General features: G+C 72.7%; 13 protein-coding genes. 11 read left to right on the top strand and 2 right to left on the bottom strand.

What is annotated here, in order from left to right:
* The first annotated feature begins 8 nt into the window (after window positions 1-8).
* From SJY14_RS05600 to SJY14_RS05610, 3 genes are read left to right on the top strand one after another with little or no spacing between them, the layout of a single operon-like run.
* On the top strand, window positions 9-968 hold the full coding sequence (locus tag SJY14_RS05600; protein WP_396600026.1) for an NAD-dependent epimerase/dehydratase family protein: 960 nt from the start codon (window positions 9-11) through the stop codon (window positions 966-968).
* Window positions 961-1,776: an MBL fold metallo-hydrolase gene (locus SJY14_RS05605; protein ID WP_396600027.1), complete on the top strand. Its 816-nt coding sequence runs from the start codon at window positions 961-963 to the stop codon at window positions 1,774-1,776. The genes SJY14_RS05600 and SJY14_RS05605 overlap by 8 nt, the downstream gene beginning before the upstream one ends.
* A 49-nt stretch (window positions 1,777-1,825) precedes the next feature.
* Window positions 1,826-2,764, top strand: coding sequence for a 3-oxoacyl-[acyl-carrier-protein] synthase III C-terminal domain-containing protein (locus SJY14_RS05610; RefSeq protein WP_396600028.1), 939 nt, complete (start codon window positions 1,826-1,828; stop codon window positions 2,762-2,764).
* 73 nt (window positions 2,765-2,837) lie between these two features.
* On the opposite strand, the gene SJY14_RS05615 is transcribed toward SJY14_RS05610, so the two are convergent.
* A complete protein-coding gene (locus SJY14_RS05615; RefSeq protein ID WP_396600029.1) occupies window positions 2,838-4,577 on the bottom strand; it encodes a dolichyl-phosphate-mannose--protein mannosyltransferase in 1,740 nt (579 codons plus the stop codon).
* Window positions 4,578-4,623: 46 nt separating this feature from the next.
* On the opposite strand from SJY14_RS05615, the gene rsmI reads away from it, so the two are divergent.
* From rsmI to SJY14_RS05650, 7 genes are all read left to right on the top strand, one after another.
* The gene (gene rsmI / locus SJY14_RS05620; protein ID WP_071256988.1) at window positions 4,624-5,451 is read left to right on the top strand and encodes a 16S rRNA (cytidine(1402)-2'-O)-methyltransferase; all 828 of its coding nucleotides are present in this window, start codon (window positions 4,624-4,626) and stop codon (window positions 5,449-5,451) included.
* A 93-nt stretch (window positions 5,452-5,544) separates the two neighbouring features.
* Entirely contained in the window at window positions 5,545-6,537 is a 993-nt protein-coding gene (locus SJY14_RS05625) for an NADP-dependent oxidoreductase (RefSeq protein WP_071256990.1), read from the top strand.
* A gap of 96 nt (window positions 6,538-6,633) precedes the next feature.
* The gene (gene metG / locus SJY14_RS05630) at window positions 6,634-8,202 is read left to right on the top strand and encodes a methionine--tRNA ligase (RefSeq protein WP_396600030.1); all 1,569 of its coding nucleotides are present in this window, start codon (window positions 6,634-6,636) and stop codon (window positions 8,200-8,202) included.
* The gene (locus tag SJY14_RS05635) at window positions 8,199-9,188 is read left to right on the top strand and encodes a TatD family hydrolase (RefSeq protein WP_396600031.1); all 990 of its coding nucleotides are present in this window, start codon (window positions 8,199-8,201) and stop codon (window positions 9,186-9,188) included. The genes metG and SJY14_RS05635 overlap by 4 nt, the downstream gene beginning before the upstream one ends.
* Window positions 9,188-10,090, top strand: a complete 903-nt coding sequence (gene rsmA, locus SJY14_RS05640; RefSeq protein WP_396600032.1) for a 16S rRNA (adenine(1518)-N(6)/adenine(1519)-N(6))-dimethyltransferase RsmA — start codon at window positions 9,188-9,190, stop codon at window positions 10,088-10,090. The genes SJY14_RS05635 and rsmA overlap by 1 nt, the downstream gene beginning before the upstream one ends.
* 33 nt (window positions 10,091-10,123) lie before the next feature.
* On the top strand, window positions 10,124-10,690 hold the full coding sequence (locus SJY14_RS05645; protein WP_396600033.1) for a hypothetical protein: 567 nt from the start codon (window positions 10,124-10,126) through the stop codon (window positions 10,688-10,690).
* A 13-nt stretch (window positions 10,691-10,703) separates the two neighbouring features.
* Window positions 10,704-11,642, top strand: a complete 939-nt coding sequence (locus SJY14_RS05650; protein ID WP_396600034.1) for a 4-(cytidine 5'-diphospho)-2-C-methyl-D-erythritol kinase — start codon at window positions 10,704-10,706, stop codon at window positions 11,640-11,642.
* Window positions 11,643-11,733: 91 nt separating this feature from the next.
* On the opposite strand, the gene SJY14_RS05655 is transcribed toward SJY14_RS05650, so the two are convergent.
* Window positions 11,734-13,347, bottom strand: a complete 1,614-nt coding sequence (locus tag SJY14_RS05655; RefSeq protein WP_396600035.1) for a hypothetical protein — start codon at window positions 13,345-13,347, stop codon at window positions 11,734-11,736.
* 52 nt (window positions 13,348-13,399) lie between these two features.
* On the opposite strand from SJY14_RS05655, the gene SJY14_RS05660 reads away from it, so the two are divergent.
* The gene (locus SJY14_RS05660; protein WP_396600036.1) at window positions 13,400-14,677 is read left to right on the top strand and encodes a ThiF family adenylyltransferase; all 1,278 of its coding nucleotides are present in this window, start codon (window positions 13,400-13,402) and stop codon (window positions 14,675-14,677) included.
* Window positions 14,678-14,685 lie beyond the last annotated feature (8 nt).

A 14,685-nucleotide genomic window follows, 5' to 3' on the forward strand; every position in this document is an offset into this window, starting at 1 on the left:
ATTCGGGCATGGACTCCTACCTCGTCACCGGTGCCAGCGGGTTCGTGGGGGGTCACGTCGTCCGCGACCTGCGCCGCCGCGGCCACGACGTCGTCGCGGCGGGCCGTCGGGCCGACCGTCTGCCGAGCGGGGGCGAGACCTTCGTGGGCGACCTCGACGACCTCGCCCGCGCCTCCCACCGGGTCGACGTCGTCGTGCACTGCGCGGCGCTCTCGTCGCCGTGGGGTCGCCGGGCCGAGTTCGAGCACGCCAACGTGACCGGCACCGCCCGGGTGCTGGACTTCGCCCGGCGGGTGGGCGCGCGGCGTCTCGTGCACCTGTCGTCGCCGGGGATCTACGCGGCTCCCCGCGACCGGGTGGGCATCCGCGAGGACGAGGTCGACGCGCGACGACCCATGAACGAGTACATCCGCTCGAAGCTCGCGGCCGAGGAGTTGTTGTCGGCCGCCGCCGACCGGTCGGACGCGCCCGAGATCGTCGTCCTCCGGCCGAGGGGCATCGTCGGGCCGGGCGACCCGAGCCTCGTCCCGCGGCTGCTGCGCGTCCACGCCCGGGTCGGGGTGCCGCTGATGCGGGGCGGACGCGGGCTCGTCGACCTGACGTCGGTCGAGAACGTCGCGCTCGCCGTCCGGCTGGCGGCCACGGCCGAGGGGGTGCACGGCGAGGCGTTCAACGTCACGAACGGCGACCCCCGGCCGTTCGGCGAGGTCCTCGAGCAGCTGCTGCGCGGTCTCGGCCTGCCCCTGCGGGGTCGACCCGTCCCGGCGCGGGCCGCCTACGCCCTCGCCGGCGCTCTCGAGGGCGTCTGCTCGGTGCTGCCGGGGCGCCCCGAGCCACCGATGACCCGGTACACCGTCACGACCATCGCGCACTCGCAGACCCTCGACATCTCGAAGGCGCGGCGACTGCTCGGCTACGAGCCCGAGGTCACCCTCGACGAGAGCCTCGCGGGGTACGCGCGTGCCTGACGCCGCCGCGCCCGGGGCCGACGTGCCCGACCCGTCCGACCCGACGACGACCCGCCTCGAGTACTTCGCCTGCGGCGAGACCAGCCACGACATGGGCCTGCTGACCCGCGGTGGCGTCCGGGGGCGACGGGTCTTCCCGTCGGGGGCGTTCCTCTGGACGTCCGCCACCCGGCGGGTCCTCTTCGACACCGGCTACGCCCCGCTGCCCTGGCGGGCCGGGCCCGCGGCCTGGGCCTACCGGCGCCTCCTGCCGCCGACCGTGCCCGCCGGCGCCACGATCGCCGAGCAGGTCGACCCCGCCACGGTCACCCACGTCGTGCTGTCGCACCTGCACCCCGACCACGTCGGCGGCCTGCGGTCCTTCCCGCACGCGACGCTCGTCCTCAGCGAGGGAGTGGCCCGCACCCTGGGCAGGCCGCGGCTGCGCGACGGCGTGCTGCGGCGGCTGCTGCCCGACGGGTTCGACGTCGGCCGGGCGACGGTCGTGTCGGACTTCGTCGACGGGCCGTTCGGGCTGCGCGTCGCCGACCCCTTCGACGACGACCGCTACCTGCTCGTCGACCTGCCGGGCCACGCCCGGGGTCACCTGGGAGCCCTCGTCGAGGGGCGGGTCGTGCTCGCCGGCGACGCGGCCTGGGGACGTGACCTGCTGGGCCACGAGGCCCGCCTCCGTGCCGTACCCCGCCTGGTGGCCCACGACGGTGCCGCGCAGGCCCGCACGGCCCGGTCGCTCCTGGCGGCCGAACGGTCCGGCGCACTGCTGCTGCTCGCCCACGACCCGCATCCGACCCGGTCGGACCTACTCTGAGGAGCGCACCGGCGGGGGTCCGGGGCGCGTCGACACGAGGGGGACGACCATGAAGAACTGCCAGATCGCCGGTTGGGGCACCTATCTGCCCGACGAGGTGGTGACCTTCGGAGCACAGACCCGGTACCGGGTCGCCGACCACACCTCGCAGCTCGACATGCTGGCGGCGGCCGCCGAGCAGGCCCTCGAGCGCGCGGGCCTCCGCCCGGACGACGTCGACTGCGTCATCGCGGCCTGCGCCGCCGGCGTCCAGCCCATCCCGTGCACCGCCGCACTGGTCATGGAGCGCGTCGCGCCGGGTGCCGCGGCTGCGGCGTTCGACGTCAACTCGACCTGCACCAGCTTCGTGACGGCCGTCGACGTCGCCTCCCGCTACCTGGCCGACGGCGAGTACGAGAACGTGCTGATCGTCTCGGGCGACGTCGGCTCGAGGTTCCTCGACCCCGGCCAACGCGAGAGCTTCGAGTTGTTCTCGGACGCTGCGGCCGCCGTGGTCCTCACCCGCGGCGCCGACGACCCCGAGGGGCCGGGCGTGATCGCGAGCCTCCAGCGCACCTGGCCGGCGCACGCTCACGACACCGAGCTCCGCGGCGGGCTGTCGCGGCACCCGGCGCAGGCGTACGCCGACGGTGACCCGAGGGACTACCTCTTCGACATGAACGGCCGGCGGGCGCTGATGGGGATGCTGGCCGTGCTGCCGGGCTTCTTCGCGGCGTTCTTCGAGAAGGCCGGCCTCGGCCTCGACGACGTCGACCTCGTCGTGCCGCACCAGGCGAGCGGAGCGCTGGGCATCGCCATGCGACGACTCGGCATGGCACCCGGGACGTACGTCGACGCCGTGGCCGAGTACGGCAACATGGTCTCGGCGTCGGTGCCGTACACCTTGGCCCGCTGTCTCGACGACGGCCGCCTGGGTCGTGGCGACACCGTCCTGCTCTGCGGCACGGCGGCCGGTCTCACGGCGAACGCGCTCGCCCTGCGGCTCTAGGCGACGGCCGCGGCCGCGGCGGCGGCAGCGGCGACGGCAGCGGCGGCGGCCGCAGCGCTCGGGGCCCCGGCGGCTACTTCCAGCTGGGGATCCAGTAGTGCAACCGGATGAACTCCCAGTCCTCGAGCTGCCCCGTCCACAGCGGGTAGAAGAACACCGACACGACGACGGCGACCACGACGACGATCGCCGTGACACCGATCCCGCTCAGTCGACGGGACCGATCGTCGGTGCGTCCACCGAGGACGATGTCGAGCACCGCGGCCAGACCGAGCACGAGGTAGGGCTCGAAGGCGATCGTGTAGAACTGGAACACCGTCCGGTCGGTGAACGCGAGCCACGGCAGGTAGGCCGCCGCGACGCCGACGAGGATCGCCCCGTAGCGCCATTCGCGGTACCGCACCACGCGATAGACGAGGTAGAGGCAGGCCGCGACCGCCGCGTACCAGATCAGCGGGTTCGCGACCGAGGTGATCGCCTCGCCGCACCGGGCCACCTCGCAGCCGCCCTGGCCCTCGTCGAACCCCTGGTAGTACATGCTCGTCGGTCGCAGCATCAGCAACCAGGTGAGCGGGTTCGCCTGGTACGCGTGGGGGGTGTGCAGGCCGACGTTGAACCCGTAGACGCCCGCCTGGTAGTGCCAGAAGTTCTGGACGACGTCGGGCACCCACGCCAGGGCGCCCGTCCACCGGGCGCCGCCGTCCTCGACCCAGCTGCGGTAGTAGCCGCCCGACGTCACGAACCAGCCGGTCCAGCTCGCCAGGTAGGCCACCACGGCGACGGGGACGGTCAGCAGGAAGCTCACCGGTGCCTGCTTGAAGAGCGTGCCCGACAGCCAGAACTCCACGCCGGCCCGGCGGCGCGCCACCATGTCGACCACCACCGTGTAGACCGCGAAGAACGCCAGGAAGTACAGGCCGTTCCACTTGACGGCCGTCGCCAGGCCGCACATCAGCCCGGCCGTCACCAGCCAGGGACGCGCCCAGAGGGCAGGACCCCAGGCGATGTCGCGACCGGCACCGCGCCTCCTCGCCCGCCAGGCCTCGAGCCGCCGGGCGCTCTGCCGGCGGTCGAGCAGCACCGCCCCGAAGGCCAGCAGGCCGAAGAACATCACGAAGTTGTCGAGCAGGGCCACCCGCGACATGACGATCGCGTGCCCGTCGATCGCGAGGAAGAACCCCGCCAGCGTGCCGAGCAGCGTCGATCGCAGCAGCAGCGACCCGATGACCGCGACCAGGGCGACCGCGAGGATGCCCACGACGGCCGTGCTGATGCGCCAGCTCGCCGGGTTCTCGGGTCCGACCACCGCCATGCCGAGGCCGATCAGCCACTTGCCGAGGGGCGGGTGGGCGACGAACGACGGTGCGGCGAGGAACCCGTCGACCCCGCCGGCGGCGAAGGTCGGGTCGTAGTCGGCCGGCCACGACCCCTCGTAGCCCAAGTTGAACAGTGACCAGGCGTCCTTGACGTAGTAGGTCTCGTCGAACACGAGCGTCGCGGGCGAGTTGAGATGCCACAGCCGCAGCGCCGCGGCCAGCAGCGTGACCGCGAGGGGGCCCGCCCAGCCCCAGACGCGCCTCCTGACCGGGGTGCGCAGCACGAGTCCCCACCAGGCGTCGAGCCGGGTCTGGGGAGCCGCTCGGGTGTGGGCCGCCGTCGTGTCGTCGACCGACGTGCCGACGGGCGTCACGGCCGCCTGGCCGACGAGCGGACCGGACGGCACCGGGGCCGGCTCGCCGGCCACCGGACGGGCAGGAGGCGCGGTGTCGGTCTCGACGAGCGCGTCGAATTCGCGCTCGGGCCCGGTCGTCATCGGGCCATCGTAATTGTGCGGTCCGGGGCCGGGGGACAATGGGCGGGTGATCGTGCTCGCCGCCACCCCCATCGGAAACCTCGGCGACGCCAGCCGCCGCCTGATCGAGACGCTGTCGAACGCCGAGGTCGTCGCCGCGGAGGACACGCGCACGGCGATCCACCTGATGCGCGCCCTGGGCGTCGAGAACCGCCCCCGCCTGATCGCCCTGCACGAGCACAACGAGCGCGAGAAGGCGGGCGAGATCGTCGAGCTGGCCCGCGCCTCCGACGTGGTCGTGCTCACCGACGCCGGCATGCCCGCCATCAGCGACCCCGGGTTCCCGCTCGTCGAGGCGGCCGCCGCCGCGGGCGTCACCGTCACGGCGATCCCCGGACCGTCCGCGGTGCTCACCGCGCTCGCCGTGTCGGGACTGCCCACCGACCGCTTCAGCTTCGAGGGCTTCCTGCCGCGGAAGCAAGGCGACCGGCTGCGCGTGCTGGGCGCGCTCGCCGACGAACGCCGCACCATGGTGTTCTTCGAGTCGCCGCACCGTCTGGCCGATTCGCTGGGCGACCTCGTGACGGCCCTCGGGGCTTCGCGCCGCGTCGTCGTCTGCCGTGAGCTGACCAAGCTGCACGAAGAGGTGCGCCGTGGCAGCGCGGCCGAGCTCGCCGAGTGGGCGGCCGAGGGCGTGCGCGGCGAGATCTGCATCGTGGTCGAGGGCGCCCCCGAGCGCGTCGTCGACCTGGCCGCCGGACTCGCCCAGGTGCAGGCCCTCGTGGCCGACGGCACCCGCCTGAAAGAGGCGACCACCGACGTCGCCGCCGCCACGGGACTGTCGAGGCGCGACCTCTACCAGGCCGCCCTCGCGGCCCGCCCGCCCCGCACGTAGGGCGTCGCGTACCCCTCGCAGGGCGGCGGGTGCAAGCTCGATGCAGGCACGTGCCCGCAGGAGGCGCGGCCCACCACGATCAGGAGGCACGGCATGAAGGCGGTCCGTTTCGAGCAGTACGGCGACATCGACGAGCTGAAGGTCGAGCAGGTGGCGAAGCCCGAGGCGGGTGCCGGTCAGGTCGTGGTCGCCGTCAAGGCGGCGGGCCTGAACCCCGGCGAGGCGGCCATCCGCGCCGGACTGGTGCACGACGCGTTCCCGGCGGCCTTCCCGTCGGGACAGGGGACGGACTTCGCCGGCGTCGTCGACGAGGTCGGGGCGGGCGTCGACGAGTGGTCGGTCGGCGACGAGGTCGTCGGCTGGGCGAACCGGTCGTCGCACGCCGAGTTCGTCGTCGTCGACCACGACGAGCTCGTCGCCAAGCCCGAGAACGTGCCGTGGGAGGTCGCCGGCAGCATCAGCGTGACCGGGCCCACCGCCTACGCCGCCCTGCGCGCGGTGCAGGCGACCGAGGGCGACACGCTCGTCGTCTCGGCCGCGGCCGGAGGCGTCGGCGTGATGGTCTCGCAGCTCGCCGTCCTCGGCGGGCTCACCGTGATCGGCACGGCGAGCGAGCGCAACCACGACTTCCTGCGCCAGCTCGGCGTCACGCCCGTCGAGTACGGCGACGGCGTCGTCGACCGCATCCGTGAGGCGGCCCCGCAGGGCGTCGACGCCTACGTCGACTGCTTCGGCCAGGGCAACGTCGGCTACGCGCTCGAGCTCGGCGTCGCCCCGCAGCGCATCGACACGATCATCGACTTCGCGGCCGCCGAAGAGCACGGCGTGAAGGCCGAGGGCAGCGCCCAGGCCACGAGCCAGGCGGTCCTGTCCGAGCTGCTCGAGCTGATCTCGACGAACAAGATCATGGTGCCGATCGACGGCATCTTCCCCCTCGACGAGGTGAAGGACGCCTACCGCGACCTCGAGGACGGCCACGCCCGCGGCAAGTACGTGCTCGGGATGGACGTCGTCGAGTACCCGGGCGAGCACGCGGGCGAACGGGCGGGCTCCGACGACCGCACCGAGGAGAACGACGCGACCTGACCGGTCGACGCGACCCGCGCCTCCTCGTCCCCGACGGCGGACGCAGGAGGCGCGGGTCGCGTCATCACGTCGGTGCCCCCACCTAAGATGGTCCCCATGCCCGCCGGCGACTCCTTCTTCATCGCAACGCCCATCTTCTACGTCAACGACGTGCCGCACATCGGTCACGCCTACACCGAGGTCGCAGCCGACGTGCTCGCCCGGTGGCACCGTCAGCGGGGTGACGACGCCTGGCTGCTGACCGGCACCGACGAACACGGTCAGAAGATCCTGCGCACCGCCACGAGCCACGGCGTCACCCCGCAAGAGTGGGCCGACAAGCTCGTCACCGAGGCCTGGAAGCCCCTGCTGCAGACGGTCGACATCGCCAACGACGACTTCATCCGCACCACCGACGCCCGCCACGAGGCCGGCGTGCAGAAGTTCCTTCAGAAGCTCTACGACGAAGGCTTCATCTACCAGGGCGAGTTCGAGGGCTTCTACTGCGTCGGCTGCGAAGAGTACAAGCAGCCGAGCGACCTCGTGCCCGGCACCGGCGCCTACGAGGGCGAGCAGGTCTGCGCGATCCACAGCATCCCGGTCGAGGTGCTGCAAGAGAGCAATTACTTCTTCCGCATGAGCGACTTCGAGCAGCGACTGCTCGACCTCTACGACTCCCAGCCCGACTTCGTGCAGCCCGACTCGGTGCGCAACGAGGTCGTCTCGTTCGTCAAGCAGGGTCTGCGCGACCTCTCGATCTCGCGCCAGAGCTTCGACTGGGGCGTCAAGGTGCCCTGGGACGAGAAGCACGTCGTCTACGTGTGGTTCGACGCCCTGCTCAACTACGTCACGGCGATCGGCTACGGCGTCGACGACGACGAGTTCCAGCGGCGCTGGCCGGCGGTGCAGCTCGTCGGAAAAGACATCGTGCGGTTCCACGCCGTCATCTGGCCCGCCATGCTCATGGCGGCCGGGCTGCCGGTGCCGAAGAACGTCTTCGGTCACGGCTGGCTGCTGGTCGGCGGCGAGAAGATGTCGAAGTCGAAGCTCACGGGCATCGCCCCGCAGCAGATCACCGACGTCTTCGGGGCCGACGCGTTCCGCTACTACTTCATGCGCGCCATCACCTTCGGCCAGGACGGCAACTTCAGCTGGGAAGACATCGCGGCCCGCTACCAGGCGGAGCTGGCCAACGGGTTCGGCAACCTCGCCTCGCGCGTCGTGGCCATGATCACCCGGTACTTCGACGGCACCGTTCCCGTCGCCGGCGACCTGACCGAGGCCGACCTCGCCGTACGCGAGACCGAGCTGCGCGTCACGGCCGAGGCCGACGCGGCGATCGACCGCTTCGCCATCAACGAGGCGTTGGCCTCCGTCTGGCAGCTCGTCGACCAGCTGAACGGCTACATCACCGAGCAAGAGCCCTGGGCCATCGCGAAAGACGAGTCGCAGCGCGAGCGTCTCGCGACCGTCCTCGCCACGGCCCTGCGGGGCCTGGGCACCCTCACCGTGCTGCTGTCGCCGTTCATCCCGACGGCCACGCACACCCTGTGGCAGTCGATCGGGCAGGGCGAGTTGACCAGTCAGCCCGTCGACAGGGCGGCCGAGTGGTCCAGCGCTCCCGACGTCCAGCCGCTCGCCGCCGGACTCTTCCCGCGCATCGAACAGCCCGAGCCCGCGGCATGAGCGACGTCACGTCCGGCGGCGGCGCGACCGGCGGGCCGGCCGGCGGCGCCGCGACTGCCGGGGACCCGGCGACGCACGTCCGACACCGTTCGTCGGGCGCCGACGGTCAGAAGCGCGACCTGACCTACCCCGCGCCTCCTCAGCCGCTCGTCGTGCCGGTCTACGACAACCACACGCACCTCGAGATCGCCGACGGCGTCGGAGACGACGGCGACGGCCCCCTCGACTACCGCGAGCACCTCGACCGGGCTTCGGCCGTGGGCGTGCGCGGTGTCGTGCAGGTCGGCACCGACCTCGAGACGTCCCGCTGGTCCGCCGAGATCGCCAGCCGCGAGCCCCGTGTGCTCGCCGCCGTCGCGATCCACCCGAACGAGGCCCCCGCCCTCGCCGCCGCGGGCACCCTCGACGACGCCCTGGCCGAGCTCGACGAGCTCGCCGCCCGACCGCGCGTGCGTGCGGTCGGCGAGACCGGCCTCGACTTCTTCCGCACCGGCGACGACGGTCGCGCGGCCCAGCTCGAGGCCTTCCGCGGTCACATCGAGATCGCCAAGCGCCACGGCCTGGCCCTGCAGATCCACGACCGCGACGCCCACGACGACGTGGTCGACCTGCTGCTCGAGGTGGGCGCTCCCGAACGCACCGTCTTCCACTGCTTCAGCGGCGGGCCCGAGCTGGCGAGCATCCTCGCCGAGAACGGCTGGTACGCGTCCTTCGCGGGCACGGTCACGTTCAAGAACGCCCAGCCCCTGCGCGACGCCCTCGTGCAGCTGCCGCGCAACCTGATCATGGTCGAGACCGACGCGCCCTACCTGACACCGGTGCCCTATCGCGGTCGCCCGAACGCGCCGTACCTGATCCCCTTCACGTTGCGGTCGATGGCCGAGACGATCGGCACCGACGTGTCCATGCTGGCCGCCCAGATCTCGTCGACGACCGAGCTGGTCTACGGCACCTGGGACAGCGAACCCGTGACGGTCGAGGGCTGATGTCGCGCGCCACCCTGCTCGGCCCCGCCGAGATCCGCGACCTCGCCGACCTGCTGGGCGTCCAGCCGACCAAGAAGCTCGGGCAGAACTTCGTCCACGACGCCAACACCGTGCGTCGCATCGTCGCCGCGTCGGGCGTCTCGGCCGGCATGACCGTCGTCGAGATCGGCCCCGGGCTCGGCTCGCTCACCCTCGGCCTGCTCGAGGCGGGTGCCAAGGTGGTGGCCGTCGAGATCGACAAGCGCCTCGCCGAGCAGTTGCCGAAGACCGTCGCGCAACTGCAGCCGGCGGCCGACCTCACCGTCGTGGTCGACGACGCCCTGCGCGTGACGACCCTTCCCGACGAACCCACCCACCTCGTGGCGAACCTGCCGTACAACGTCAGCGTGCCGGTGCTGCTGCACTTCCTCGAGCACTTCGGCGGGCTCGAGCACGGGCTCGTCATGGTTCAGTCCGAGGTCGGTCTGCGTCTCGCCGCCGAGCCCGGCTCGAAGGTCTACGGCGGTCCCAGCCTCAAGGCCGCGTGGTACGGCGAGTTCCGCGCCGCGGGCCAGGTCAGCCGCCAGGTGTTCTGGCCGGTGCCCAACGTCGACAGCATCCTCGTCGCCTTCGACCGCAAGCCGGCCCGGGGCAGCGAACTCGAGCGCCGGGCGACGTTCGCCCTCGTCGACGCCGCGTTCCAGCAGCGACGCAAGATGCTGCGCCAGTCGCTGTCGTCCCTCTACGGCTCGGCCGCCGCGGCGTCCGAGGCCCTCGAGCGAGCCGGCCTCGCCCCGACGCAGCGGGGCGAGCAGCTCACCGTCGACGACTTCCTCGCCGTGGCCCGGGTCAGTGACGTCGACGCCCTCGCCGGGGCGTCCGTCGCCGCCGTGCTGCACTCCGACGAGGGCGAGGCCGGCTGAGCCGTGCCCCGACGCAGGAACGGCTCCGGCGGCGTGCCCTCCGGTACGGGCGGGGGCGAGCGTGGGCGCGTCGAGCAGCGGCTCAGCGACGCCCGACTCGGATCGGGCACGGGGCGCAGTGCGGCCGAGTGGTTCGCGCGGCTCGACGCCGCGGGGGCGACGCGACTGTCCCACGAGCAGATCTCGCGCCTCCTGGTCGACGAGTTCGAGGTCGTGCCGTGGTGGGCCGAGGGCATCACGGTGCGCTACGAGCAAGAACGCGGCGTCGAGCCGCCGGGGCGTCAGCCCGACGGCAGCTACGCGGTCACCGTCGGCCGCAGCCTGCGGGGCGGAGCGCTCGAACTGTTCGACCTCGCCGTCGACCGGTTCGCCCGGTACGCCGGGGGCCCGCCCGAGCTCGTCGCCCGGTCGGCGACGCGCCCGACCGCCGACTGGACCCTCGCGCACGGGGACACCCTGCGCCTCCGGGTGGTGTCGACCGACGGTCCGAAGTGCTCGGTGTCGTTGACGCAGGGCAGCCTGCGCCTGCCCGAACGGGTGCAGCCCGTGAAAGAGGGGTTGACGCGGGCGTTCGGCGTCATGGGTGATCGCCAGAACTGACTAGGTTGGACCCATGACGTCCGTGGCCGCCCCGACCGTGGTCCACACGCGTGCGCCGGGCAAGATCAACGTCTTCCTCGCCGTCGGCGATCTGCAGGACGACGGGTACCACGACCTCGCGACCGCCTACCAGGCCGTGTCGCTCTACGAAGACGTGCGCGCGCGTCACGCCGACGACTTCACCGTCAGCGTCACGGGCGGTCCGTCGATCGACGTGTCGGGCGTGCCGACCGACGAGTCCAACCTCGCCGTCAAGGCCGCGCGCCTGCTGGCCGAGACGACCGGCTACCCCGGGGGCGTCGCCCTGACCGTCGACAAGGCCGTCCCCGTGGCCGGCGGCATGGGCGGTGGCTCGGCCGACGCGGCCGCGACGCTGCTCGCCTGCGACACCCTGTGGGGCACCGGCGTGGGCCGCGACGAACTGCTGCGGCTCTCGGCCCGGCTCGGCGCCGACGTCCCGTTCGCCTTCGCCGGCGGCACCGCGATCGGCACCGGCCGCGGCGACGAACTCAGCCCGGCCCTGGCGAAGGGTCAGTTCCAGTGGGTGCTGGCCGTCGCCGACGTCGGCCTCTCGACGCCCCGCGTCTACGACGAACTCGACGCCCACCGGCTGCGGCACCAGGGCGAGATCCGGTCGGTGCGGCACCCGGTCGTCGACGCCGGCGTCCTGCAGGCCCTCCGCGCGGGCGACCCGGGCATGCTCGCCGACGCCATGCACAACGACCTCCAGGCGCCCGCCCTGCACCTCCAGCCGGGCCTCGCGAACGTCCTCGAGCTCGGTGAGGGCAACGGTGCCCTGGCGGGCATCGTGTCGGGTTCCGGCCCGACCGTCGCGTTCCTCGCGCCCGACCTCGACGGCGCCCTCGAACTGCAGATCGCCCTGAGCGCCGCCCGCCTCACGGTGGTCCGCGCCACGGGCCCCGTGCACGGCGCCCGCGTCGTCACCGACTGACTCCGCCGCCGCAGGCCCTGAGGCCCCAGGAAGTCGCCGAGACCCCTGTGCGCGCAGAGGGGTCTCGGCGACTTCCTGGGGTCTCGGCGGCTCAGCGCTCGTACTTGAGGACGTTCGTGCGGGTGAGGTGCCACTCGTCCGCGACGTGGAAGCCCTTCGCGGCGAGGTCGGCGGTGACGCGGGGGCGCCAATCCTGCTTGTCGCTGGTGATCAGCCAGACGACGTCGAGGTCGTCGGTGCGGTCGATGACGTCCTCGAGTGGGCGCTGGACCTCCCACAGGCCGCCGGTCTCGGCCGCGGGGGTCTCGAGCGTGAAGTCGGACATGCCCTCGAACGCCGCGGGGTAGGTGTTCTCGATGATGCGCGACGTCGCCTTGGGGTGCCGACGCACGGGACCGAACACGACGCCCTCGGTCGTACCGGCGGGCTCGAGGGCGCGCTGTCCGGCGACGAGGTCGGCCACCTGGTTCCAGGCGGCGGAGTCCTTCGCCTCGGGCTGTCGCTGACGCTCCCAGGTCGGAGCGGTGAGCACCAGGGCGAGCAGCAGCACGAGCGCGATGACCCGCCGCCAGGGGATGGCGGCCACCGCGACGGCCATCATGATCGCGACGGCCGGGGTGCCGAAGGTCAGGTAGCGCGGTGAGTAGAGCGGCTCGGTCACGAGCGAGACGCCCACGAGACCGACGGTGGGGACGATCATCCACGGCAGGACGACCTCGGCGAGACCTCGGGCGCGGGGCACGAGACCGGCGACCACGACGACCAGGCTGGCGACGACCAGCATCCAGCCGAAGACGGCGAAACGGTCGTTCTGGTAGAACCACTGCGTCGTGAGCACCTGGTTGATCGTGGCGAAGCTCGGTCGGTCGAGCCAGCCGACCTGGCCGCTCTGCTCGGACGTGAAGTAGACGACGGGCAGGCTGGCGAGACCGGCGACGGCCGCACCGGCGAACCAGCCGAGGAACGAGCCGCGCGCACCGTGCGGTCCGCCGACGAGCGGGGCCGCGACCGCGGCGTCACGCGACCCCGCCTCGGACCCGATGGAGGCGCGCAGGCGTCGCTCGCGTCGCCACTGCACCAGCATGGTGACGCCGTGCCCCACCACGACGAAGGCGACGTACAGGAAGAACAGCACCGAGACGACGGCGAGCACGGCGTAGGCGACCCACCAGCGCACCGCCGACGCCCGGGTGCGGGTCTCGCCCACCTGGGCGGTGCGGCGCGAGGCGGTGACGAGCACGAGGGTCAGGGCGACGGCGAACATCGCCGAGAAGGCGTACGAACGGCCCTCGCCGCCCATCCAGGTCACGCGGGGGATCAGGCAGAACAGCAGGCCGGCGACCACGGCCGTCCGGCGGTCGGCCAGCGTGCGGGCGAGGACCACCGTGAAGGCGGCGGCCAGACCCGTGACGATCGTGCTGGGCACGCGCAGCGACACGGGCGAGTACGGGAACACGTCGAACCACAGGTGCATGAACGCGTAGTAGGTGGCGTGCACCAGGTCGACGGTCTGGACCATCTGCCAGAGCTGGCCCCAGCTGCGGGTGGCCGAGATGACCGTCGCGGCCTCGTCGTACCAGACCGAGGGCACCCAGAGGAAGGCGCCCGAGATCACGGCGGCCAGCAGCCCGATCAGCAGGGCGTCGAGGTGACGCCAGTGCCGGAGGCGCGCGAGGGTCGTGCCCCGACCGGTGTCGGACGTCATGGGTACAGTGGGCGCGGTCGATCGACCGTCGGCCGGATGCAGGAGGTTCGTCATGTCGTCTCTTCCCCCTCTCGGCGGATCTCGCGCGCGACAGGGTGGTGACGCGCACGGGGCGGCCGTGCGCGACGGTGGCGTGCACGGTGCCGACGTGCGCGACGGTGGACACGGCGGCGACCCCGCCGAGGGCGAACGCTACTCGCGAAGCGTGCGCCTGCCGGGGTTCGGTCTGGGCTCCCAGGGGCGTCTGGCGACGTCGAGGGTGCTGGTGATCGGGGCCGGCGGGCTGGGCGCGCCGGTCATCCAATATCTCGCAGCCTCGGGTGTGGGAACCCTGGGAATCGTCGACGACGATGCCGTCGATCTGTCGAACCTACAACGCCAGGTGCTGTTCCGTCCCGACCAACTGGGCTTCCCGAAGGCCCGCGCCGCGGCCGACTGGGTGCGTGCCGCGAACCCCGACGTGACCGTCGTCGCCCACCCGTTCCGTCTGAGCGAACGCACCGCCGACCTCCTCGACGACTACGACCTCGTGGTCGACGGCAGCGACTCGTTCGACACCTGCTACCTCGTGGCCGACGCCGCGGCCGCTCGTGGTCTGCCGGTCGTCTGGGGCAGCGTCAACCGCTGGGACGGCCAGTTCAGCGTCTTCTGGGACGACGCCCCCGACGGCCGGGCGGTCGACTACCGCGACCTCCACCCCGCCCCGCCCGCTTCGGGTTGGGACGAGTCCTGTGCCGACGTCGGCGTGCTGGGGCCGCTGTGCGGCACGGTGGGCACGGGCATGGCCAGCGAGGTCGTCAAGCTGCTCACCGGACTCGGCGAGCCGCTGCTCGGCCGGGTCGTGACCGTCGACGCCCTGGGCGGCACCTGGCGTGAGAGCCGATTGGCCCGTGCCCCGCACCGGGTCGAGGCCCGGGCCACGGTGAACGACGCGCGCCGCGCCTCCTCGGTCCCGGGGACTCAGGCGACCACCGCCGGCGCGCCGGTGCGTGGTCGCATCGTCGGCCCCGACGTCGACGCCGCCGAGCTGTCGACCCTGCTCGGAGCACGCGCGAGCGGTGACGCCGCCTTCACCCTGCTCGACGTGCGCGAGGTCGACGAGCACGACTTCGCCCACATCGCGGGTGACGTGCAGGCTCCCGGGTACGGCACGCGCACCCGTCAGCGGCCCGAGCTCGACCCGTCGCAGCGGGTGGTCGTCTACTGCGCCCGAGGTCCGCGGGCCCGGGCCGCGGCCGACCTGCTGGCGGGCGACGGCTTCGACGTGTCGGTGCTGCACGGGGGCATGCTCGGATGGCAGCTCGCGCAGGGGGCGCCCACGCGACCCTAGGCGGGCAG

The organism is Frigoribacterium sp. R86507 (genome assembly GCF_044597695.1).
GTDB lineage: Bacteria > Actinomycetota > Actinomycetes > Actinomycetales > Microbacteriaceae > Frigoribacterium.